This is a genomic window from Micromonospora sp. WMMD1120 (genome assembly GCF_029626235.1).
Classification (GTDB): domain Bacteria; phylum Actinomycetota; class Actinomycetes; order Mycobacteriales; family Micromonosporaceae; genus Micromonospora.
The window spans coordinates 2,966,882-2,988,293 of sequence record NZ_JARUBO010000005.1 but is presented as its reverse complement, the minus strand read 5'-3'; the positions used below and the strand labels follow the sequence as shown (position 1 = coordinate 2,988,293).

The window sequence follows — 21,412 nt, the reverse complement described above, 5'->3', positions numbered from 1 at the left end:
GGTGCGGGGCCGACGTCACCGGTCTGACGCGGCCCCGACGGTGCGTGTCCGCCGCGGACGACGCACCGCGTTCGTGGCGCCGACGGGGCACGCCCCGCCGAACGACCTCATCCCGTACGCCGAACGAGCGTGCCGGTCGGATGCCGCCCGGTGATCGGGGCGGCCGGCGCGGCGAACGACGAGCCGGTGTAGGTGGTGCCGGGGCGGGCGACGACGCTGGCGGAGCGGACCACGCCCGCCGGGGTGACCGACAGGGCCGAGGCGATAGCCGCCTGGGCGTCCCGGCGACGCCGGTTCCAGGCGCCCCGGTCACCGTCGAAGTAACCCTGCCGGTAGCCGAAGCGGTAGCCGATCCGGTAACTCAACTGGCCGTGCAGGCGGCCCGCCGCATAGCTGGTGGAACCGAGCACGAGCACGAGGAACACCACGAGGAACGGGCTCATCGGGCCGCCCCGGCCCCGCCCGGACGGCAGGTCATCGCTCCTCCGGCTCGATGGTGGTGGGATCGGCGATCAGCAGCCGGTCCAGGTCGTCGGTGCTGACCTCCTCGACCAACTCGACGCTGATCCGGCAACCGTCCAGCACCACCTCGGCCACCGAGGAGCGGCGGATCTCGCCGCCGGCGTCGTAGACCCGGACGCTCAGCTCCGGGCAACCGAGGTGGGTGCGCCAGGCGTTCCACTCGGCGCGGTCGCCCACGCTCAGCGAGAGGTAGCGGCAGCCCCGGGCCAGATAGAGGCGCCACGGGGCGGTCAGCCCGGCGGCGACCCCCTCGGCGATCAGGCCGAAGGCCTGGGCACGGGTGGCGAGTTCGGTCACCACGACCCCCCGGCGCCGGGGGCGTGACGCATGTGAGCACCAGTCGTCTCATGCACGTGACACACCGTAGATTGTCCCATGGGCGTGACAGTATCAGCTTTTCGTCCGCTTACCTCGGTCACTACGGGCATCTATTCTGCCCGCGTGACACCCCTCAAAACTGGCGCAGAATCGTTTACCGGAAATCCGAAGCCCTCGTCACGTCCGCGTGACAGCAGCGAGCCGGGGCGGACGCCCGCAGCGGGCTGGCCGTACCGTCACGGGGTGACCGAGACGGCCAATGCGCGGAAGATCGCCTTCGCCACCTTCGTCCGACGCGCCCTGGACGAGGCACGAGCGACCCGGGCCTGGAGCGGCACCGAGGTGTCCCGACGCACCGGAGTGTCCCGGCAGACCATCAACCGGTGGGTCCGGGGCGACTGGGCCAGCGATCCGGAGGCCGAACGGGTGGTCGCCTTCTGCGAAGGGCTCGGCCTGAACCCGGCCGCCGCCTTCGCCGCGCTGGGCTGGGACCGCACCGCCGCCGGCCCCCGCGGCGACCAACCCGCCCCACCGATGGACCCGGACGTGGAGGCGTTGCTGCGCCGCCTGGTCGACCCGCAGGTATCGGACGCGGAGAAGTTCCACATCCGCGAAACCATTAGATACCTCGCATACCGCCCAACGTTGCCGGTCGATGTCCGAAAAAGAGGCAGTCAGGCCGGGTAGTTCCTCAGATGGCGAAAGAACGCCTGGTCGGGTTCATTCGTTTAGCTCCGGGGCCGGAACGGGCACGCTAGCGTCCCTATTCGTACTGCTTGGGCTCGTCATCGGCGGGGGGACGGGACAAGGCCGAACCTAGCCCTGCGGGACAGAAGGAGGGGTCTGTCCATGACCCTGAAGTGGTTGGCGGTCGTGGTCGCCACGGTGTCGGTGACACTGTGGGCGACCGGTAACGCGGTGACCTTCGCGGTCGACGGCGGGCAGCTGCCGCTGCTCGTCAATCTCTTCGTGCTCATCAGCGCCGGCACCGCGGTCGTCCTGGCCGTCGTCGCCGAGCTGCACGAGCGCCTCAACGACCGGATCAGCGCGCTCACCGAGTTCCTGGTGGCACGGCTCAACGAGATCGAGACCCACACCGGCGACCGCAACACCGGGTTCGTCGAGGGTTACCTGTTGAGTCATGGCCAGGAGGCCGCGGTGGTGCCGTTCGGCAGGCGTGGACGGGGAGCCGCCGAACGCTGACATCCACCCTTTAGCGGGTCCACTCGGCCAGGAATGAGCCTGGAACGCCGGGGTACGCTGACGCGCGTGCCGTCGTTGAATCTGGGCAACCAGCAGCCGAGAACCCCGTTGAACGCCGACCAGGCCTGGCGGACAACCGCCAGCCGGGCGGCCGGGACCGTGCTCTTCTTCGACTTCGACGGCACACTCGCGCCCGTCGACGACGATCCGACAGCGGTCCGCCCGGCGCCCAAGGCGCTGTCCGCCATCGAGGCGCTGGCCCCGGTCGTGCAGCGGGTCGCGATCGTCTCCGCCCGACCCGTCGAGTTCCTCCGGGATCAGCTCGGCGGGCTCGACGGCGTGGACCTCTACGGCCTCTACGGGTTGGAGCACAGCCACTCCGGTGGGGAGACCGTCACCGAGCCGGCAGCGCTGCCCTGGGTGCCGACGATGGCCGAGCTGGCCGACCTGGCCCGCGCGGAGCTGCCGCCCGGCACGCTCGTGGAATACAAGCGGCTCTCGGTCGCGCTGCACTGGCGCACCGCTCCGCAGCTCGGCTCGACGGTGCAGGAGTGGGGGCAGACGCAGGCCGACCGCCTGGGGCTGCGGGTGCAGGCCGGGCGCATGGTGCTGGAACTCAAGCCCCCGGTCGACAGGGACAAGGGCATGGTGATCGGCGAGGCGATCAAGGGTGCCACCGGCGCCTGGTACTTCGGCGACGACGTCTCGGACATCAAGGCGTTCGCCGCGCTCCGTGCCCGTGCCGCCGCCGACCCGGACTTCCTCGGCGTCTGTGTGGCGGTGGCGAACCCGGAGACCGGTCACGAGGTGGCCAACGCCGCGGACCTGACCATCGAGTCCCCGGCCGCGCTGGGCGACTTCCTCACCCGGGCGCTGACCCACCTGCCCTAGCTACCGGCCGGTCGGCGACCGTTCAGGCGCCGTAGCGTCGTTGCCGGGTGGCGTACGAACGCAGCGCGCGCAGGAAGTCGATGTGCCGGAAATCCGGCCAGTTCAGCTCGCAGAAGTAGAACTCCGAGTGCGCCGACTGCCAGAGCATGAAGCCGGACAGCCGTTGCTCGCCGCTGGTGCGGATGACGAGGTCGGGGTCGGGCTGCCCCCTGGTGTAGAGGTGCTCGGCGATGTGCTCGACGTCCAGCACCTCGGCCAGCTCTTCGATCGTGCCGCCGGAGGCGGCGTGCTCCAGCAGCAACGAACGGACCGCGTCGATGATCTCCCGGCGACCGCCGTAGCCCACCGCGATGTTGACCTCCGCGCCACCGACGCGTTCGCGGGTGCGCTCCTCGGCGCCCTTGAGGGCCGCCGCCGTCTGCGCGGGCAGCAGGTCGAGAGCCCCGACGATGCGCAGCCGCCAGGGATTGCCCTCCTCGGCCAGCTCCACCACCAGGTCCTCGATGATTTTGAGGAGCGGGTCCAGCTCGCTGGCCGGACGGCGCAGGTTGTCGGTGGCGAGCAGATAGAGCGTGACGTGCCCGACGCCGGCCTGGTCACACCAGCCGAGCACATGCTTGATCTTCGCCGCGCCGACCCGGTGACCGTCGTTCGGGTCGACGAAGCCCATCTCCCGCGCCCACCGGCGATTGCCGTCGCACATCACCCCGACGTGCCGGGGCACCGGCTTACCCGCGAGCTTCGCCGTGAGCCGGCGCTCGTACACGGAGTAGATAAGGTTCCGCAGCGTCATCACCCTGCAGCCTAGCGACCCGTCGGCCGGTTCACCGCCTCGGAGGCCTACCGACGCCGGGCAGACCGACGCCGATCATCGCGAGAGTGCGGGGTGTGAGCCGTCCGTCACCCAGCCCCAACTCGACCACGTCGTAGAACACCCGGTCGTCCCGGCGGGCGGCCCGAACCGCCGCGTCCACCACCCGCCGCCGGCGCGCCAACCAGGCGGCGACGGAGCTGTGCCGCAGGTGGGTGCCGAGCCGGCGGCGCAACCCGTTGGCGTAGTGGCGGGCGGCGGCGTCGGGTGTCCGGGCCGCCGCCGTGCCGGCGAGCGCGCCGGAGAGCAGCGCGTAGAAGATTCCTTCTCCGGTGAACGGATTGATCAGGGACAGCGCGTCCCCGGCCAGCAGCGTCCGCCCCCGCCCCGGCGACGGGCGGTGGGTGGACAGCGGCAGGTGGTGGGCACGCAGCGCGGTCACCGTGGCCAGGTCGGTGCCGGGCAGCAGCGACACCAGCCGGTCCAGCAGATACGCGCGGCTGAGCGACTCGCCGCGCAACACCTCCCCGTACCCCACGTTCGCCCGCCCGTCACCGATCGGGAACGACCAGGCGTACGCGGGCCAGCGCGCCTTCGAGGTGACGATGACCTGCTCGGACGGGCCGGGCAGGGCCGGCGCGTACCCCCGGATGGCCAGGGCGAGGTGCCGGTCGGGGTTCTGGCGGTGCCCGAGCGCCCGACGTACCACCGAGCCGGCGCCGTCCGCGCCCACCACCACCCGCCCGGAGATCTGCCGGTCGAGCACCACCCGGTCGGCGCGCGGCTCGACCCGGCGCACCGTGTGCCGACGCAACTGCGCGCCGGCGGCCACCGCCGCCGCCACCAGCCGCGCGTCGAAGACCTCCCGGGGCACTGTGTACGCGGGACGGGGCAACGCCCGCGCGACGGCGCCACCGCCCGGCGCGATCATGCGTAACGCGGGAAGCGGCGCGTAGCCCGCCACCGCCTCGGGCACCCCCAACTCGGCGAGCACGTCCACCGAGTGCGCCGCGATCCCGTCACCGCACGCCTTGTCGCGGGGGAAGTCGGCCCGGTCCAGCAGCAGCACGCTGGCCCCCGCCCGGCGGGCCGTCAGCGCGGCGGCCGACCCGGCCGGACCCGCTCCCACCACCACCACGTCGAACTCGTCGCCCACGGCGCCTCCCTCCGTCCCACGCGGCGCGACCGAGCCATCCCGCACTGCTCGACGAACCACTCACGCTGACCGCGCCGACCGGGATGTCCGACGCCCACCCGCCATCCTGCCCCGTGCCCGCGCGCATCGACCGATCCCGCGCGGCGCGACTTTCCCGGTCCCCGCTCTTTCACCAACGTCGCGGCCCTGCCGGGACGGCCCCGGCCCCGGCCCCGGCCCCGGCCCCGGCCTCGGCGGACGCAACCCGATGCGGCCGGACCCGCCCGCCCGCATACCGGTGTTCAGGAGCCTGTCGAGCTGCCCCGGATCTGGGGCAGGGTTGCGTCTCGGGGCAGTCGGCAGAAGACGCCGCGCGGAGGCAGGCACCCGCAGACCGAAGGGAGACACCCGCAGGCCGGAGACAGCCACCCGCAGGCCGAAGACAGACACCCGCAGGCCGGAGACAGCCACCGCAGGCCGGAGACAGCCACCCGGGGGCCGGAGACAGCCACCCGCAGGCCGAAGACAGCCACCCGCAGGCCGGAGACAGGCACCCGCGGGCCAGAGACAGCCACCCGCGGGCCGAAAAGAAACACCCACGCGGCAGAGACGGTGGCCACGGGTTTGCCCCACATCTGGGGCAGCTCTACAGCGTCTGTGACCAACTGGTGGGGGTAGACGGCGGAGGCGTCGACCCGTCGCGACACCGCGAGTGTCAGGCGGGGACGGCGTCCCTCGCGCGGGCCGCGCGGCGCAGGCCGTAGAGGGTCACCCCGGCGGCGGCGAGAAGCGGGCCGCCGTCGCGGACCAGGCCGTCCAGGCCCAGCAGCCACCAGCACAGCGGCAGGTCCACAGCGAGTACGGCCACCGTGACGACGACCAGCAGGCCACGTGCCCAGACCTTGCCCCGCATCAGGAACGCGGTACAGAACAGCACCGCGTAGCTGGCCGTGATCCCCGCGCCGATCCAGAACAGCACGGCCGGCACCGCGCTCAGCCGATCGTCCAGGATGGAACCGCCGGCGACCAGGGCCGGCACCAGCATCAGCGGGCTGTAGGTGAACGCCGCCACCCGGCTGGTCAGCAGCCAGGCGCTGGCCTGCGGACGACGCGGCGGGGTCTCCCGCCAGGAGATGCCGGCCCGATCGATGACGAGCCGGGGACGGTGCCGGACCAGGTGCCCGGCCAGCGCCGACGAGCGGTACAGCAGCCACACCACAGTGGCGCAGAGCGCGGTGAGGACGGCGAAGCCCAGCAGGCCGGGCAGCGGTGGCACCCCCTGCCGCGGCACGATCAGTCGGCCGACGGCAAAGATCGTGGTGATCGCCAGGATCAGCCCGAACGGACGGGCCGCCGTCCGACCCCGACGCACGTGCCGGATCAGCAGCAGGAAGCCGAACGAGCGCAGCATGGCCCACCCGGTGCGGACGGCCAACCCGAAGCCCTGCTCCGGGGCGTACCACCAATTGAGCAGCTCGACCACGACGGTGGCCGCCGCCGTCGTGGCCAGCAGGATGGTGAGCGCCCGGACGGCGGACGGCCGCCGGACCTCGGTCTCGGCGGCCGTCCTCATGGGATTGCCCATTGCCCGCGTGGGGCGACTCTCACACCTAGCGCTGCGGCTGCTCGGCGTCCAGGCGCGCGCGCAACGCGTCCAGCTCGGCCCAGAGCACGCCCGGCAGCTTGTCACCGAACTTCTCGAACCACTCGGTGACGAGCGGCAGCTCGTTACGCCACTCGTCCGGGTCGACCTTCAGGGCGATCCGGACGTCCTCCGGGGTCATGTCCAGGCCCTCGACGTCCAGGGCGTTCGGCGCGGGCACCATACCGACCGGGGTCTCGACCGCGTCCGCGGTGCCCTCGATCCGCTCGACGATCCACTTGAGCACCCGGGAGTTCTCCCCGAAGCCCGGCCACAGGAACGAGCCGTCCGGGTCCTTGCGGAACCAGTTGACGTAGTAGATCTTCGGCAGCTTCGCCTCGTCGCCGTCGGCGCCCTTACCCATCTCGATCCAGTGCCGGAAGTAGTCCCCCGCGTGGTAGCCGATGAACGGCAGCATCGCCATCGGGTCCCGGCGGACCACGCCGACGGCGCCGGACGCGGCGGCGGTGGTCTCCGAGGAGAGCGTCGCGCCCATGTAGACGCCGTGCACCCAGTCCCGGGCCTCGGTCACCAGCGGGATGGTGTCCTTGCGGCGGCCACCGAAGAGAATCGCGTCGATCGGCACGCCGTTCGGGTCGAAGTACTCGTCGGCGAGGATCGGGCACTGGGTGATCGGGGTGCAGAACCGGCTGTTCGCGTGGGAGGACAGGCTGTCGCTTTCCGGCGTCCAGTCGTTGCCCTTCCAGTCGATCAGGTGCGCCGGGGGCTCGCCCATGCCCTCCCACCAGATGTCACCGTCGTCGGTGAGGCCGACGTTGGTGAAGATGGAGTTGCCCCGGTCCAGCGTGCGCATCGCGTTGGCGTTCGTCTTCCAGTCGGTGCCGGGCGCGACACCGAAGAGGCCGTACTCCGGGTTGACCGCGTAGAGGCGACCGTCCGGGCCGAACCGCATCCAGGCGATGTCGTCGCCGATCGTCTCGACCTTCCAACCGGGGATGGTCGGCTCCACCATGGCCAGGTTGGTCTTGCCGCAGGCGGAGGGGAACGCGCCGGCGATGTGGTACGTCTTGCCCTCCGGCGAGGTGATCTTGAGGATCAGCATGTGCTCGGCGAGCCAGCCCTCGTCCCGGCCCATCACGCTGGCGATCCGCAGCGAGTAGCACTTCTTGCCGAGCAGCGAGTTGCCGCCGTAACCGGAGCCGTACGACCAGATCTCGCGGGTCTCCGGGAAGTGCGAGATGTACTTGGTCTCGTTGCACGGCCAGGCCACGTCCTGCTGGCCCGGGGCGAGCGGGGCGCCGATCGAGTGCAGCGCGTGCACGAAGTCCGCGTCGTCGCCCATCGCCTCCAGGACCCGGGCGCCCATCCGCGTCATGATGCGCATGGAGGCCACCACGTACGGACTGTCGGTGATCTCGACACCGAACATCGGGCTCTCGGCCTCGACCGGGCCCATCACGAACGGGATGACGTACATGGTGCGTCCGCGCATCGAGCCCCGGTACAGCTCGGTCATCGTCCGCTTCATCTCGGCCGGCGCCATCCAGTTGTTGGTGGGGCCGGCGTCCGCCTTGTCGACGGAGCAGATGAAGGTGCGCTCCTCGACCCGGGCGACGTCGGACGGGTCGGTGCGCGCGTAGAACGAGTTCGGCTTCTTCTCCGGGTTGAGCCGGATCAGGGTGCCGGCCTCGACCAGCTCATCGGTGAGCCGGCGCCACTCCTCGTCGGACCCGTCCACCCAGACGACGCGATCGGGGGTGGTCAGTTCCGCGACCTCACGGACCCAGGCGAGCAGTTTCGGATGGGACGTCGGGGCCTGATCGATACCCCGCACAACAGCCGGAGCAACCATGACACATCTCCTTGTGGTCGACGCTGACCGATCTATGGGATGCACGAGTCGCAGCGACGCCACGCGCCGCCTTCGTGGAAACCTGGGATTGGCCTCAGCGTAAACCGGACAGCCTTCCGAGTCAGTGGGACCAGTTGTGAAGAACTGCACAAGCTACGGCTTCGCTGCGGCATCACGAGCTGATACCCGCTTTCCCGCGCAGTTTCACGCAAATCTTGTTGTGCGCTCCGGCGGACGCCTGTTGCGGTCGAGCCGTTGACCTGTCCCGCCGACCGGTGCGTGGATTCCCGTTCCGGAGCGCCTCAGTCCTCCCAATTGGTTACGCTCCGTGCAGTGGCTACGCACGCGGCGCTGGGCTCCTCCGGGAGACCACGCCTGCTCACCGTTGCTCCCCCTCCGACTGGTCGACAGCCGGTAGGCTCGCTCCGTGGCCGCCACGATGACCGGGGGACAACCGGGTCCCCGGCAGACCCGACGGGGTCTGGTCGGCGCCCTGCTGGACCGATTCGGTCACCTCGTCCGCGAGCTGGGCAAGTTCGCCACTGTGGGCGGGGTCGCCTTCCTCATCGACTTCGCTCTCTTCAACTACCTGACGAGCAGGCACGGCGTCGAGGAGTTGACGGCCAAGACGATCTCCACAGTGATCGCGGCCTCGGTCGCCTTCGTCGGCAACCGCTTCTGGACCTGGCGGCACCGCCAGCGCAGCAACCCCGCCCGCGAGTACGCGCTCTTCTTCTTCTTCAACACCGTCGGGCTCGGCATCGCGGTGGCCTGCCTCGCGCTCAGCCGCTACGGGCTCGGCAGCATCTGGCCGGCCGTGTTCCAGACGCGCCTGGCGGACAACATCGCCAGCTACATCGTCGGCACCGGCCTCGGCACGCTGTTCCGATTCTGGTCGTACCGGCGGTTCGTCTTCGTCGAAGCGGGAAACCCGACCCTTCCGCAGGTGCAGGCTGACCCTGACCGCGGGGCGTGACCTGCCGCCCATCCCGTTCGGCCGGTGATCGCCGGCCGCACCGACTGCCCTAAGGTGTTTCGCATGCGTCTTGTCCGTCTGCTGCCTGAGCGCTGGCAGAAGTTCATCCACGAGGCGCTCAAGTTCGGCATCGTCGGCGGCATCAACACCGTCATCAATTACGCGGTGTTCAATGCCCTTGCACTTACGGTTTTCGTCAACGGTCAGTTGAAGGCGACAGTGATCGCGACCATCGTCGCCACGATCACGTCGTATTTGATGAATCGGCACTGGACGTACCGCGACCGCCCCAAGTCGGCGCTGCGCCGCGAATATGTCCTGTTCTTCCTGTTCAACGGGGCCGGCCTGTTGATCGAGCTGGGCGCGGTGGCCGCCGCGAAGTACGGTCTCGGCGTCCACGGCCTGCTGGCGCTGAACCTGGCGAAGACGGTCGGTGTCCTGCTGGCCACGCTGTTCCGCTTCTGGTCGTACCGGACGTTCGTCTTCCAGCCCGTCGCACCCGCCGAGGACCAGGCGAAGACCGACTCCACCTGGCACGACATCCCGCGCGACGAGTGGGACACGATGGCGGAGATGGATCCGGTCGCCGAGTTGGCCGAGTCGGTGTCCGAGCTGGAGGAGGCGGAGGCCGCGAAACGGGACCCGGTGCCCGGCGCGCCCGTGCAGGGGCGGCCGGCGCGGCTGAGCGTCAGCCCCGCCGTCGACCTGGACGCGGAACTCGCCGCGGAGCTGCGCGTCGGCACCCGCCGCGCTCCCCGCCGGTGACGACGCCCGACGCCCGTTCCGGTACGGGCCGCCCCGCCGAGCTGTTCTTCGAGGATCTCGTCCCGGGACTCAGCGTCGACCTGGGCGTGGTCACCGTCGACGGCGACGAGATGGTCGCCTTCGCCCGCCGGTTCGACCCGCAGTGGTACCACGTCGATCCCGGCCTGGCCGAGGCGAGTCGGCACGGCGGCCTGATCGCCAGCGGTTTCTACACCGTCAGCCTGTTCATGCGCGCGTACGTCGACCACCTGCTGTCCCGGGCGGCCGCCGACGCGTCCCCCGGGCTGGAGGAGCTGCGCTGGCTCGCCCCGGTCCGCGCCGGGGACCGGCTCGCGGTCCGGGTCGACGTGATGGGCGCCCGCCCGTCGACCGCCCGCCCCGGGCTCGGCACCGTCAGCCTCACCGGCACCATGCTGCGCCTCGGCCCGGACGACCGCCCCGAGCAGGAGGTCCTACGGACCCGTTTCCGTGGCTGGTTCGCCGTGCGACCGGTCGAGGCCGAGGTCGAGGTCGACCCCGCCGGGCCGACCAATCCCGGACCGGCAGGTCCCGGACCGGCAGGCCCCGGACCAGCCGATCCCGGGCCCGGACCGGCCGAGGCCGGCCCTGGACCGGGCACTCCCGGGCCCGCGGCGACCGGCCCGGCCACTCCCGGGCCCGCAGCAGTCAGCCAGCGCCCGGCCGAGACCAGCCCGGTCGAGACCGCGCCGCAGAGCTGACCCGGCCCGCCTCCTACCTGCCGAGGCGGGCGGGGCCCGTCAGGATCAGGTCGTGGTGTCCCGCAACGACTTGCCGTCCTGCATGTCGGCGAGCATGTCGCGCATCTCGCCGTCGCCCAGCGAGTGCTTGTCGTGCTGCGCCTCGACCAGCTCGTACAGGGTGGTCTGCACCTTGCCGACGTTCGGCACGTCGGCGAGCACCGACTGGCCGCGCTCGCCGGCCGACTCGATGGTGAGCGTTCCGCAGCCGAGGAGGCGCTCGACGAACCGCTGGTTCATGGAGTGGTCGTTGACCCGGGTGAGCGGGAGGTCCCGCCGGTCCCGGGAGAAGACACCCTGCTGGAGCAGCACCCGCTCGTTGGTGAACAGGTAGTGGGTGGTGCGCCACACCAGGAACGGCCACAGACCGAGCCAGAGCACCGCGACCAGTCCGATCACCCCGATCACGGCCAGCGCGATCGAGCCGCCGTCACTCTCGGGCAGCAGGAGCACACCGACCACCACTGCGGCGACCGCCAGCACCAGCACCACGATCGGCCGGATCAACGCCTTCCAGTGCGGGTGCAGGTGCAGCACGACGTGCTCGTCCTCGGTGAGCACGTCCTCAGGAAACGCCACGGGAACCTCCAACGCGATTTTCTCGACGCGCAGACGGTAAACCCCCAGTCCACGCCAGAACATCCGCCACGCGGCCCGACCACATCCCCGCGATCTTGCACTCCCTGTCGCCGATTCACGGCCTTTGCCCCGGTACGCCGGGACAGAAACTGCAAGATCGCGGGGAGCGGGGTGGGGGCGGGGACGCGGGGGTGGGGTGGGGTGGGGTTAGCGGAGGTGGAGGACGTCTCCTGCGGTTAGGGTTTGGGTTCCGGTATTGGTGGTCAGTTCCAGCTGGCCGTTCTCGTCTATGCCGGTGGCGGTGCCGGTCTGGGTTGCGCCGTTGGGCAGCAGGACGCGCACCTCACGGCCGACAGTGGCGCACGCGGCCAGGTAGGCGTCGCGCAGGCCGCTGGTCACCGCGTCACCGCCCGCCGAGCGCCACCTGTCGTACCACTCGGCGACCGACCGCAGCAACGCCCGCAGCAGCGGGTCACGGTCGGTGGCTGCCGCGCCGGCCAACTGGAGCGAGGTGGCGGGCAGTCCGGTCGGGTTCTCCGGCAGTTCGTCGGCGCGCAGCGTCACGTTGAGGCCGATGCCCAGCACGAGGGCCGGGGGCTGGTCCGGCGCCGGCCCGGGCACCGCCTCGGCCAGCACTCCCGCACACTTCGCGTCGTCGATCAGCAGGTCGTTCGGCCACTTCAGGGTGGCCTCCAGCTCGGCGAGTCGCGCCACCGCCTCCACCAGCGCCACACCGGCCAACAGCGGCAGCCACCCGTACCCCGTGGGTGGCGCCGGCGGCCAGCCACGGTCCGGCACGGCCTCGCCGGGCCGCAGCAGCACGCTGGTCGCGATGCCGGCCCGCGCGGGCGACTGCCAGACCCGACCGCGCCGACCCCGCCCGGCGGTCTGCCGCTCGGCGACCACGACCAGGCCCTCCGGCTCGCCGTCGCGGGCCGCCTCCGCCACGTCGGCGTTCGTGGAGCCGGTCTCGGTGCGCAGCTCCAGGCGGGCCCACGGCCCGTTCGGCGCGACCAACGCGCGGCGCAGCCGGGCCGCCGACAGCGGCGGTCGGTCCAGATCGGTGTACGGAGAGCCCGGCATTCCGCCAGCCTACGGCGGCGTCGTCGACGGCACTGAGGCGTACTGCACAGCGGCACCCACCTGAACCATCGTTATATTCCCTGGGTGACTACCGAGACCGGGACCAACATCCACAGCACCGCGGGCAAGCTGGCGGACCTGGAGCGCCGGGTCGACGAGGCGGTGCACGCCGGGTCGGCCCGCGCTGTCGAGAAGCAGCACGCGCGGGGTAAGAAGACCGCCCGCGAGCGGATCGAGATGCTGCTCGACGAGGGCTCCTTCGTCGAGTTGGACGAGTTGGCCCGGCACCGGTCCACGGCCTTCGGGCTGGAGCGTAACCGCCCCTACGGCGACGGCGTGGTGACCGGCTACGGCACCGTCGACGGCCGGCAGGTGTGCGTGTTCGCACAGGATTTCACCGTCTTCGGTGGCTCACTCGGCGAGGTCTTCGGCGAGAAGATCGTCAAGGTGATGGACCTGGCAATGAAGATCGGCTGCCCGGTGGTCGGCATCAACGACTCCGGCGGGGCGCGCATCCAGGAGGGTGTCGTCTCGCTCGGGCTGTACGGCGAGATCTTCTTCCGCAACGTCCGGGCCTCCGGCGTCATCCCGCAGATCTCGCTGGTGATGGGGCCCTGCGCCGGCGGGGCAGTCTACTCCCCGGCGGTCACCGACTTCACCGTGATGGTCGACCAGACCTCGCACATGTTCATCACCGGCCCCGACGTGATCAAGACGGTGACCGGCGAGGACGTCGGCATGGAGGAGCTGGGCGGGGCCCGTACGCACAACTCGCGCAGCGGCAACGCGCACTACCTCGCCAGCGACGAGGCCGACGCGATCGACTACGTCAAGGCGCTGCTGTCGTACCTGCCGTCGAACAACCTCGACGAGCCGGTGGTCTTCGACGCCCCCGCCGCGCTGGAGATCAGCGATGAGGACCGGGAGTTGGACACCCTGATCCCGGACTCGGCGAACCAGCCGTACGACATGCACCGGGTCATCGAGCACGTCCTCGACGACGGGGAGTTCCTTGAGGTCCAGCCTCTCTACGCGCAGAACATCGTGGTCGGCTACGGGCGGGTCGAGGGTCGGCCGGTGGGCGTCGTCGCCAACCAGCCGATGCACTTCGCCGGCACACTGGACATCGCCGCCTCCGAGAAGGCCGCCCGCTTCGTCCGCACCTGCGACGCGTTCAACATCCCGGTGCTGACCTTCGTGGACGTGCCCGGGTTCCTGCCCGGCACCGGCCAGGAGTGGGACGGCATCATCCGCCGGGGCGCCAAGCTCATCTACGCGTACGCCGAGGCGACCGTCCCCAAGGTCACCGTCATCACCCGCAAGGCGTACGGCGGGGCGTACGACGTGATGGGCTCGAAGCACCTCGGCGCGGACCTGAACTTCGCGTGGCCGACAGCGCAGATCGCCGTGATGGGCGCGCAGGGCGCGGTGAACATCCTCTACCGCTCCGAGTTGGCCGGCGCCGACGACCCGGCGGCGGTCCGGGCCGAGAAGATCGCCGAGTACGAGGACACCCTGGCGAACCCGTACGTGGCGGCCGAGCGCGGGTACGTCGACGCGGTGATCCCGCCGCACGAGACGCGTACCCAGATCGTCCGGGCGCTGCGCGTCCTGCGGACCAAGCGGGAGACGTTGCCGCCGAAGAAGCACGGCAACATCCCCCTCTGATCGCGGGCGGCCGGATCGATCGCCGTCGTCAGCACCCTGGGTTGGCGGCGGCGCACAGCCGGCGGGCGGCGACTTCCGCGACCCGGCGCAGTTCCGGCTCGGTGCCGTCCTTGCCCAGGTTGAGAACCGTGACGAGGTCGCCCACCCGGACCACCGCCGTGCTGGAGGAGCCGGGTCCCGTGCCGAGGGGTCGACCGGTCTGGCTGTCGACGGGCTGCGAGACGGTGTGCCGCAGCAGCATGGCCTCGTCGCCGGCGAAGCCCCGCTGCACCACCGCCCAGCGGTGCATGACCGCGCCGGTCCCGGTCACTCCCCCCATCTCGTACGGCCCGACGCTCTGCCACTCGGCACAGGGCGCCACCAGGTGGTCCAGCTCCGCTGCGAAGGATCGTGTCTGCTCCGCCGTCACCCGGTAGACGTCCTGACTGAGCAGCAGGTCGCGACGGGTGTCGTCGGCGCCATTCGGGGTCTCCCGCAGCAGGGTCTGCGAACGGGACCAGCGGGATGTCGGCCAGACCGGAGTGATCCCCTTGCGTTCCCGGCAGTAGCCCAGCATCGTCTGGATGAGGACGGGCTCCGCGAACCCGGACTGGCTGAGCTGCACCTGCGCCGGCTGCGCCAGGTCGGCGACCTGCACCAGGGATTCGAGCGCGATCTCCGCCCGGACGGGTGCGCTCGGGGACACCGAGGCGGCGACCGGCGTCGCCGGCACCCTGTGGTTGCCGTGGACGAGCGCGCCGGCGGTGGCGCCCACGACCGCGAGCACTGCCGTCGCCGCCGCTATCGCGGTACGCCGGCTGCGCCGGCGGGCACGGGCCCGGATCTCAGCGGGTTCCGGCCACCGCACGTCCGCCAGATCCCGGTGAATCCGCTCGATGAACGCCTGGTCGTCACGCATCCGTTGCCTCCTGCGGATCAGAGACGGCGAGCAGGCCGGCGAGCGCGGCGCGCCCCCGGGAGAGCCGGGCCTTGACGGTGCCCACCGGGGCTTCGGTCTCCCGCGCCACCTCGGCGACCGGCATGCCGACCAGGTAGTACAGGGCGAGGGCGACGCGTTGCTCCTCGGGCAGCCGACGCAGCGCGGCGACCACCTCGACGGTGTCGGTGTCGGGGCCGGGGACGCTCTCGGTACCGCCGTGTCGCAGGTACGCGCGGGCCCGGCTACGCAGGCTGCGCCACCGGCTGACCGCGATCCGACTGGCGACGACCCGTACCCACGCCTCCGGGTCGTCGTACCCGCTGACCGTCGACCAGCGCTGCCACGCCCGGATGTACGCCTCCTGCACGGCGTCCTGCGCCTCGGCCCGATCGCCGGTGAGGGCGTAGACGAACCCGAGCAGCCGTTGCCGGCTGCCCCGGTAGAACTCGTCGAACCCCTCGACGTCCGGCACCCGTTACCTCCCCGTGTCGGTCGCAGGGAACACGCGCCGAGCAGGGCTGTCGGTTGCCCCGGTCAGCCGATCATCTTTTCCAGTTCGGCGAGTGGGAACGCGCCGGCCGCCACGCGCTCCCGGACGGCTCGGCGTACGGCCCGCTGCACCGCGACGTTCACCGGCGTCGGCACGCCGTGCAGCCGGCCGAGCAGGGCGATCTCGCCGTTGAGGTGGTCCACCTCGGTCGCGCCGCTGCCCCGGGCCAGACTCTGCCAGGTGGAGCCGCCGGAGCGGGCCTCGCCATCCACCGGGCGCAGCCCGACCAGGTCGCCGCGTTCGGCCCGCTCCTCCTCCGGCGAGGTGTGCGCGATGCCGGCGGCGGCGAGCGCGGCGACGCCCTCGGCGCGTACCCGCTCGACCAGCACGTCCGGGATGTCCTGACCGAGCAACGCCTGGAGGCCGTTGCCGAGGTTGCTGAGCAGCTTGCCGTACTTCCAGCGCATGACGTCGTCGCGGACCGGCGCGACGAAGCCGGCCGCGGTCAGTACCTCGGCGACCGCCCGGTCGGTGTCGTCGGCGCCGATCGGGTAGCGGCCGATGTGGAGCATCCCGGGGTGCGGATAGCCGTTGGCGACCACCACGCCCGGGTCCAGGTGGGTGGCCGGCAGCCAGACGCAGATCGGGTGCACGTCGGCGAAGATCCGCAGCGCGGCGCGCTCGTTGTCCACTCCGTTCTGCGCTGTCACCAGCGGCAGACGTTCGGCGGCCGTACCGCCGCCGACCACCGGCGCGTCCGCCCAGGTCGCCAAGGCACCAGTGGTGTCCTGCGACTTGGTGGTGAGGATCAGCACGGTGTCCGCCGGCAGCGGCGCGGGGCCCGGGCCGTCCACGGCGGGAAGCCGGGCGGTGGTCGTGCCGTCAGGCTGCCGCAGTGTCAGACCCCGCGCCCGGATCGCGTCCAGGTGCGCGCCCCGGGCCACCACAGTCACGTCCCGGTCGGCCTGCGCCAGCCGTACGCCGATGGTCCCGCCGACCGCACCCGCCCCGATGATCAGAAATCGCATGACCTCATCCTGCCTGGTGCTGGCCTCCCGGCCTGCTTGCCGGGCGCGACCCGCGACCGTGGGGCGCGCCTGCCCGGCCGGTCAGACCGTCAGGCCGGCGTCGGTGAGGATCGGGCCGGCGAGCAGGAGCGCGCCGGCCACCAGGGCGGCCACGTTCACCAGGACGAAGACCGTCACCCAGAAGAACGCCGGGAACGGGGTCAGCCCGGCCAGCTGGTCGGCGTCGGAGGCGGGCATCCGGCCCCGCGAGCGCAGCCGTTGCAGCTCGACCACCGGCCGCACCCCGCCGAGCAGCAAAAACCACACCCCGGTGTACGCGAACGCGGCCTGGACCTGCGGCGTCGCGTACCACGACACGGCGAACACCAGCGCGCCGGTGACCAGTAACGACACCACGCCGAAGGCGTTCCGGATCATGATCAGCATGGCCAGCAGCAGCGCCACCGCCACCCAGAGCAGCAGGGTGATCCGGTTGCCGCCGAGCAGCCAGGCGCCGGCCAGCCCGACCAGCGGCGGGGCGACGTACCCGGCGAGGAGGGTGAGGATCATGCCCGGCCCAGTGGGGCGGCCGGCGGAGAGCGTCAACCCGGAGGTGTCCGAGTGCAGCCGGATGCCACGCAGCTTGCGACCGGTGAGCAGGGCGACCAGGGCGTGCCCGCCCTCGTGCGCGATGGTGATGGCGTTGCGGGCGATCCGCCACGGCAGCCGGGTGGACACCACCACCAGCGCGACGGCGGCGGTGATCAGCACCAGTAGCACGGGCGGGTCCGGCTGCGCGCCGAACAGCGTGTCCCACATCTCGCCCAGCCCGTCGATCGACATCATGGGGCGCGAGCCTACCGGCGGCGTTCCGTGTCGCCGACGATGCACCGGCTCGTATCCTGTGAGACTGATCGGGTGGCGAGTGAGGCGGGAGGTGAGCGCCGGTGAGTGCGGAACCCCTGGGACACCACGTCGGGCTCTGGACCGAGGCCGACTACTTCGCCCTGGGTGAAACCCCGGACCGGATCGAGCTGCTCGACGGGAGCCTGATCGTGAGCCCTGCCCCGAGCCGTTGGCACCAGCGGGTGTCCCGCCTCCTGGCGAACGGCATCGAGGCAGCAGCAGGCCCTGACGGGCTGCTGGTCTACGAGGCAATCAACGTCCGCCTCGGCGTCGACCGGGTGGTCATCCCGGATCTCGTCGTGACCGACGTCGACGGCGACGGCAACTTCCTCGACGCGGACCGGGTATCCGTCGTCGGTGAGATCGTCTCGCCGGGGAACGCCGCCGCCGACCGGCTCGTCAAGATGCAGCTCTACGCCATCGCGCGTATCCCCTGGTATTTGCTTGTCGAGCAGGACGGGGACGGGCACTCGTTGCGGCTGTACCGGCTCGACGGTGAGCACTACGTCGAGGACCAGGTCGCCAAGGCCGGCGAGACGTTGACGATCGTCGAGCCGTTCCGCTGGCAGCTCGACCCGGCCGCGCTGCGCTGAACCGTTGGACCCCGGGGCAGCGGACCTTCGCGACCCGTCGATGAAGCTTTTTTCAGCCCCTCTTGCGATCTAGGGCACTTACCTCCAAAGATGATTGTCGATAGAGCGACGTCCTTGGAGGCATTCATGGCTCGTACCCGCCCATCGCTGCGCCGCGCACTCGCGGCCGGCCTCACCGTCCTCGCCACCGCGACGGCGGCCCTCGTCGCGACCGCCGGCCCGGCGTCCGCCGCCACCACGCCCGGCATCGACGTGTCCCGCTACCAGGGCTCCATCAACTGGACAAGCGTCCGCAACGCCGGCATCCAGTTCGCCTTCATCAAGGCGACCGAGGGCACCAGCTACAAGGACCCGAACTTCAACACCAACTACGTCAACGCGTACAACGCCGGGGTGATCCGCGGGGCGTACCACTTCGCCCGCCCGAACATCTCCGCCGGTTCGACGCAGGCCGCCTACCTGGCCTCCAACGGCGGCGCCTGGTCGGCGGACAGCCGCACCCTGCCGGCGGCGCTGGACATCGAGGCGAACCCGTACAGCGGCGGCTACTGCTACGGCCTCAGCACCACCGGGATGCGCAACTGGATCCAGGACTTCCTCAACACCTACCGCTCCCGCACCGGCCGGTACGCGGTCATCTACACCACCACGAGCTGGTGGAACCAGTGCACCGGCAGCTGGACCGGCCCGTGGGCGAACCACCCGCTCTGGCTGGCCCGCTGGGCGAGCGCGCCGGGCACCCTGCCGGCCGGCGCGTCGGTGTGGAGCTTCTGGCAGTACACCAGCACCGGCGCCGTCTCCGGGATCAGCGGCAACGTGGACCGCAACTACTGGAACGGCGACCGGAGCCGACTGATCGCGCTGGCCAACAACACCTGACCGGGCCGTTGGCGGCAGCGGGATCGACTATGACCACACGGTCGACAATCGGTCCGGCTGCCGCCACACCACGGGGTACGGGTCAGACCCGTCGTCGGCTCAGGGCCGGCACCGGGGTCTCCTCACGGGCCAGCGCACCCCGCCGGGTGAATCGCCACGCCCCGACCCCGCAGGCGGTGACGACCGCGACGCTGAGCAGCGCGACGAGCGCCGACATCCCCGCGGCGACGAGCAGCAGGACCGCGTCGCCGAACGCGACGAGCATCCACAGTGCCAGCCGGGGCCGATTGTCCCTCCGTCGGTAACCCATGTCGTACCTCCTTCCGTCGTCGAAGGTCATTTACCCAGAGCGACGGAAGGTCATGCGAGTGAGTTTCAGTCCTGCCGGTCGGGGACGAAGCCCTTGGCGATCCGCTCGAAGTTCGGCAGGTTGGCCTGCCAGTCCTTCTCCGCGATCTCCCACCGCAGCGCGTAACCCCGGTTACTGGCCGTCACGAAGCCCCGGTTGCGGACGTGGATGCGCTGCCCGTCGCGGGTCTCCAACCACTCCCAGTCGCCGCAGGTCTTCCAGAAGTCGCAGCTCTTGATGCCGAGGTACTGGTAGTTGTTGACCAGCCTCTTGCGGTTGGGCTCCTGCGCCTGCCAGTCCTTGACCGCGTCCTTCGCCGGCGTGCCCGTCCACTGCACGAGCAGTTCACCGGGTCCGTTGGACTCGTCGAAGACGACGGTGTTGCCGTCGGGCTGGCTGCGTACCCATCCGTTGGGAATCGGCAGCGTGAAGCCGGCCGGGTCCTTGTGCAGCTTCCAGCCCGCCGGCAGCGCGTTCGGGTCGACCGACGGCGTGGCCGACGGCGTCGGGCTGGGCGCGCCACTCGTGGGCGGCGGCGGCGGTGGCGCCGCCGCGCCGGTGGTCGGTGCCGCCGCCGACGTCGCGGCCGCCCCGCTCGGGTCCGCCTGCGGGGTCTTGTCGCCGTCACCGTCGCTGAGCATCGGCACGAGCACCGCGAGGCCGATCAGCAGCACCGCCACCACCGCCCCGACCAGCACGTTGCGGCGGGTGTTGTTCGGCTTCGTACCGTCGGAGAGCGGCACCGGCGCGCGACCGGTCGGACCCACCGGCGGCATGAGCGACGTCGGCGTCGTCGGCTTGCGCTGCTCCGGAGCGGGCGGCGGCCCGTCGACGACCGTCGGCTCGTCGTCGCCGTTCGTCGTACCGTCGTCGGTGCTGGCGGGCGCGGCGGCCGTGACCTTCGTGGTCGGCTCGGCGTCGGACGGGCGCTCGGTCGGGGCGGCCGACTCGCCCGACACCAGCGCGGTCGGGTCGGCGTCCGCGCCGGGCGGAACGACAGTGGTCGGGCTCGCGTCGGCGGTGGGGGCCGCGGCGGCAGCCGGCGCGGCCGGGGCCGCGACGACCGGCGACGGTGACACCGGACGGTCGACGTTCTCCGACGGTCGCGGCGCCGGCACCAGCGGCGGGCGCGGCTCGCGGGGGCCGTTCGGCCCCGGCCGGCGTACCCCGTCGAGCAGTGAGATGGAGCGGGCCCGCTTGCCGCCGGCGCGGCGCAGCAGCCGCTCGGCCACCTCGGCGGTGATCCGCTCGTTCGGGTCCTTACGCAGCAGTCCGTTGAGCACTGCCTTGAGCGGGCCGGCGTTCTTCGGCGGCGGGATCGGCTCGGTGGCCAGCGCCGCGAGGGTGCCGATCGCGGACGGCCGGGCGTACGGTGACTTGCCCTCGACCGCCGCGTAGAGCGTCGCGCCCAGCGACCACAGGTCGGCCTCCGGGCCGGCGGTGCCGTCCCGGGCACGCTCCGGCGAGATGTACGCGGGTGAGCCGAGCACCATCCCGGTGCGGGTCACGTTGGGGTCGCCCGGGATCGTCGCGAGCCCGAAGTCGGTGAGCACCACCCGACCGTCCTCGCCGAGCAACACGTTGCCCGGCTTGACGTCGCGGTGCATCACGCCCGCCTTGTGCGCGGAGCTGAGCGCGCCCAGGACACCGAGGCCGATCTCCACCGCGCGGGCCACCGACACCGGGCCGTCCTCGGCGAGAGTGTCCTGCAACGACTTCGACGGCACGTACTCCATGACGATCCACGGGTCGCCGTCGGTGCGCAGCACGTCGAAGATGCGGACGACGTTGGCGTGGTTGAGCCGGGCGATCGCCCGCGCCTCGCGCAACGAGCGCTCGCGCATCTCGCGGCGCTCCTCGTCGGTCAGGCCGGGCGGCGGCACCAACTCCTTGATGGCGACATCGCGGTGCAGCACCTCGTCGCGCGCCTTCCACACCCTGCCCATGCCGCCCTGGCCGAGCGGCGACAGGAGCCGGTATCGGTCAGCGACGAGTTGGGGAAGCGCGTTCGACATCGGTGAGACGGTACCCGGAGCGCCTGACGGTCACACCGCCGGCACGCCACTGTCGGCTTCCCGCAACTTCGCGCGGCGTACCCTGTCGGC

23 protein-coding genes are annotated in these 21,412 nt (G+C 71.4%); 9 read left to right on the top strand and 14 right to left on the bottom strand.

Annotation, left to right across the window (positions count from 1 at the left end; all coding sequences use genetic code 11):
* Positions 1 to 107: 107 nt before the first annotated feature.
* Together O7634_RS14160 and O7634_RS14155 are read right to left on the bottom strand one after the other, a co-directional pair.
* Positions 108 to 443, bottom strand: coding sequence for a hypothetical protein (locus O7634_RS14160; RefSeq protein ID WP_278150589.1), 336 nt, complete (start codon positions 441 to 443; stop codon positions 108 to 110).
* Positions 444 to 474: 31 nt separating this feature from the next.
* The gene (locus tag O7634_RS14155) at positions 475 to 819 is read right to left on the bottom strand and encodes a hypothetical protein (RefSeq protein WP_278150588.1); all 345 of its coding nucleotides are present in this window, start codon (positions 817 to 819) and stop codon (positions 475 to 477) included.
* Between the two features lie 264 nt (positions 820 to 1,083).
* Here O7634_RS14155 and O7634_RS14150 point away from each other — a divergent pair, with 264 nt between their 5' ends.
* The 3 genes from O7634_RS14150 to otsB all read left to right on the top strand — a co-directional run bounded on the left by O7634_RS14150 (position 1,084) and on the right by otsB (position 2,934).
* Positions 1,084 to 1,527, top strand: a complete 444-nt coding sequence (locus tag O7634_RS14150) for an XRE family transcriptional regulator (protein ID WP_278150587.1) — start codon at positions 1,084 to 1,086, stop codon at positions 1,525 to 1,527.
* A gap of 162 nt (positions 1,528 to 1,689) precedes the next feature.
* Positions 1,690 to 2,043 carry a hypothetical protein gene (locus O7634_RS14145; protein ID WP_278150586.1) on the top strand — a complete coding sequence of 118 codons (354 nt, stop codon included), beginning with the start codon at positions 1,690 to 1,692 and terminating at the stop codon, positions 2,041 to 2,043.
* Positions 2,044 to 2,109: 66 nt separating this feature from the next.
* Complete coding sequence (otsB, locus tag O7634_RS14140) at positions 2,110 to 2,934, top strand: trehalose-phosphatase (RefSeq protein WP_278150585.1); 825 nt, start codon at positions 2,110 to 2,112, stop codon at positions 2,932 to 2,934.
* Positions 2,935 to 2,956: 22 nt separating this feature from the next.
* Here the strand turns inward: otsB and O7634_RS14135 are convergent, their stop codons facing one another.
* The 4 genes from O7634_RS14135 to O7634_RS14120 all read right to left on the bottom strand — a co-directional run bounded on the left by O7634_RS14135 (position 2,957) and on the right by O7634_RS14120 (position 8,335).
* Complete coding sequence (locus O7634_RS14135) at positions 2,957 to 3,727, bottom strand: isoprenyl transferase (RefSeq protein ID WP_278150584.1); 771 nt, start codon at positions 3,725 to 3,727, stop codon at positions 2,957 to 2,959.
* A gap of 31 nt (positions 3,728 to 3,758) precedes the next feature.
* Positions 3,759 to 4,901 (bottom strand): geranylgeranyl reductase family protein, encoded by a 1,143-nt coding sequence (locus tag O7634_RS14130; RefSeq protein WP_278150583.1) that lies wholly within the window; start codon positions 4,899 to 4,901, stop codon positions 3,759 to 3,761.
* A gap of 694 nt (positions 4,902 to 5,595) precedes the next feature.
* Positions 5,596 to 6,453 carry a hypothetical protein gene (locus O7634_RS14125; protein WP_278150582.1) on the bottom strand — a complete coding sequence of 286 codons (858 nt, stop codon included), beginning with the start codon at positions 6,451 to 6,453 and terminating at the stop codon, positions 5,596 to 5,598.
* A gap of 37 nt (positions 6,454 to 6,490) precedes the next feature.
* On the bottom strand, positions 6,491 to 8,335 hold the full coding sequence (locus O7634_RS14120; RefSeq protein ID WP_278150581.1) for a phosphoenolpyruvate carboxykinase (GTP): 1,845 nt from the start codon (positions 8,333 to 8,335) through the stop codon (positions 6,491 to 6,493).
* A 427-nt stretch (positions 8,336 to 8,762) separates the two neighbouring features.
* Between O7634_RS14120 and O7634_RS14115 the strand changes: the two genes are divergently transcribed.
* From O7634_RS14115 to O7634_RS14105, 3 genes are all read left to right on the top strand, one after another.
* Positions 8,763 to 9,311 (top strand): GtrA family protein, encoded by a 549-nt coding sequence (locus O7634_RS14115; protein ID WP_278150580.1) that lies wholly within the window; start codon positions 8,763 to 8,765, stop codon positions 9,309 to 9,311.
* Between the two features lie 63 nt (positions 9,312 to 9,374).
* Positions 9,375 to 10,076 carry a GtrA family protein gene (locus tag O7634_RS14110; RefSeq protein ID WP_278150579.1) on the top strand — a complete coding sequence of 234 codons (702 nt, stop codon included), beginning with the start codon at positions 9,375 to 9,377 and terminating at the stop codon, positions 10,074 to 10,076.
* Positions 10,073 to 10,795, top strand: a complete 723-nt coding sequence (locus O7634_RS14105; RefSeq protein ID WP_278150578.1) for a MaoC/PaaZ C-terminal domain-containing protein — start codon at positions 10,073 to 10,075, stop codon at positions 10,793 to 10,795. The genes O7634_RS14110 and O7634_RS14105 overlap by 4 nt, the downstream gene beginning before the upstream one ends.
* A 45-nt stretch (positions 10,796 to 10,840) precedes the next feature.
* On the opposite strand, the gene O7634_RS14100 is transcribed toward O7634_RS14105, so the two are convergent.
* Positions 10,841 to 11,413, bottom strand: a complete 573-nt coding sequence (locus tag O7634_RS14100) for a PH domain-containing protein (RefSeq protein WP_278150577.1) — start codon at positions 11,411 to 11,413, stop codon at positions 10,841 to 10,843.
* A 207-nt stretch (positions 11,414 to 11,620) separates the two neighbouring features.
* Complete coding sequence (locus tag O7634_RS14095) at positions 11,621 to 12,496, bottom strand: biotin--[acetyl-CoA-carboxylase] ligase (protein WP_278150576.1); 876 nt, start codon at positions 12,494 to 12,496, stop codon at positions 11,621 to 11,623.
* Positions 12,497 to 12,580: 84 nt separating this feature from the next.
* On the opposite strand from O7634_RS14095, the gene O7634_RS14090 reads away from it, so the two are divergent.
* Complete coding sequence (locus O7634_RS14090; protein WP_278150575.1) at positions 12,581 to 14,164, top strand: acyl-CoA carboxylase subunit beta; 1,584 nt, start codon at positions 12,581 to 12,583, stop codon at positions 14,162 to 14,164.
* Positions 14,165 to 14,192: 28 nt separating this feature from the next.
* Here the strand turns inward: O7634_RS14090 and O7634_RS14085 are convergent, their stop codons facing one another.
* The 4 genes from O7634_RS14085 to O7634_RS14070 all read right to left on the bottom strand — a co-directional run bounded on the left by O7634_RS14085 (position 14,193) and on the right by O7634_RS14070 (position 17,426).
* A complete protein-coding gene (locus O7634_RS14085; protein WP_278150574.1) occupies positions 14,193 to 15,062 on the bottom strand; it encodes a hypothetical protein in 870 nt (289 codons plus the stop codon).
* Positions 15,055 to 15,555: a SigE family RNA polymerase sigma factor gene (locus O7634_RS14080; protein WP_278150573.1), complete on the bottom strand. Its 501-nt coding sequence runs from the start codon at positions 15,553 to 15,555 to the stop codon at positions 15,055 to 15,057. Before O7634_RS14080 ends, O7634_RS14085 begins: the two co-directional genes overlap by 8 nt.
* Before the next feature lie 62 nt (positions 15,556 to 15,617).
* Positions 15,618 to 16,601 carry a 2-dehydropantoate 2-reductase N-terminal domain-containing protein gene (locus O7634_RS14075; protein ID WP_278150572.1) on the bottom strand — a complete coding sequence of 328 codons (984 nt, stop codon included), beginning with the start codon at positions 16,599 to 16,601 and terminating at the stop codon, positions 15,618 to 15,620.
* An 81-nt stretch (positions 16,602 to 16,682) separates the two neighbouring features.
* Entirely contained in the window at positions 16,683 to 17,426 is a 744-nt protein-coding gene (locus O7634_RS14070) for a M50 family metallopeptidase (protein WP_278150571.1), read from the bottom strand.
* A 101-nt stretch (positions 17,427 to 17,527) separates the two neighbouring features.
* Between O7634_RS14070 and O7634_RS14065 the strand changes: the two genes are divergently transcribed.
* Together O7634_RS14065 and O7634_RS14060 are read left to right on the top strand one after the other, a co-directional pair.
* Positions 17,528 to 18,079 (top strand): Uma2 family endonuclease, encoded by a 552-nt coding sequence (locus tag O7634_RS14065; protein ID WP_278150570.1) that lies wholly within the window; start codon positions 17,528 to 17,530, stop codon positions 18,077 to 18,079.
* 126 nt (positions 18,080 to 18,205) lie between these two features.
* Positions 18,206 to 18,958, top strand: coding sequence for a GH25 family lysozyme (locus O7634_RS14060; RefSeq protein WP_278150569.1), 753 nt, complete (start codon positions 18,206 to 18,208; stop codon positions 18,956 to 18,958).
* Between the two features lie 82 nt (positions 18,959 to 19,040).
* Here O7634_RS14060 and O7634_RS14055 read toward each other — a convergent pair whose 3' ends face one another.
* Positions 19,041 to 19,268: a hypothetical protein gene (locus tag O7634_RS14055; RefSeq protein ID WP_278150568.1), complete on the bottom strand. Its 228-nt coding sequence runs from the start codon at positions 19,266 to 19,268 to the stop codon at positions 19,041 to 19,043.
* A 65-nt stretch (positions 19,269 to 19,333) separates the two neighbouring features.
* On the bottom strand, positions 19,334 to 21,322 hold the full coding sequence (locus tag O7634_RS14050; RefSeq protein ID WP_278150567.1) for a serine/threonine protein kinase: 1,989 nt from the start codon (positions 21,320 to 21,322) through the stop codon (positions 19,334 to 19,336).
* Between the last annotated feature and the right edge of the window lie 90 nt (positions 21,323 to 21,412).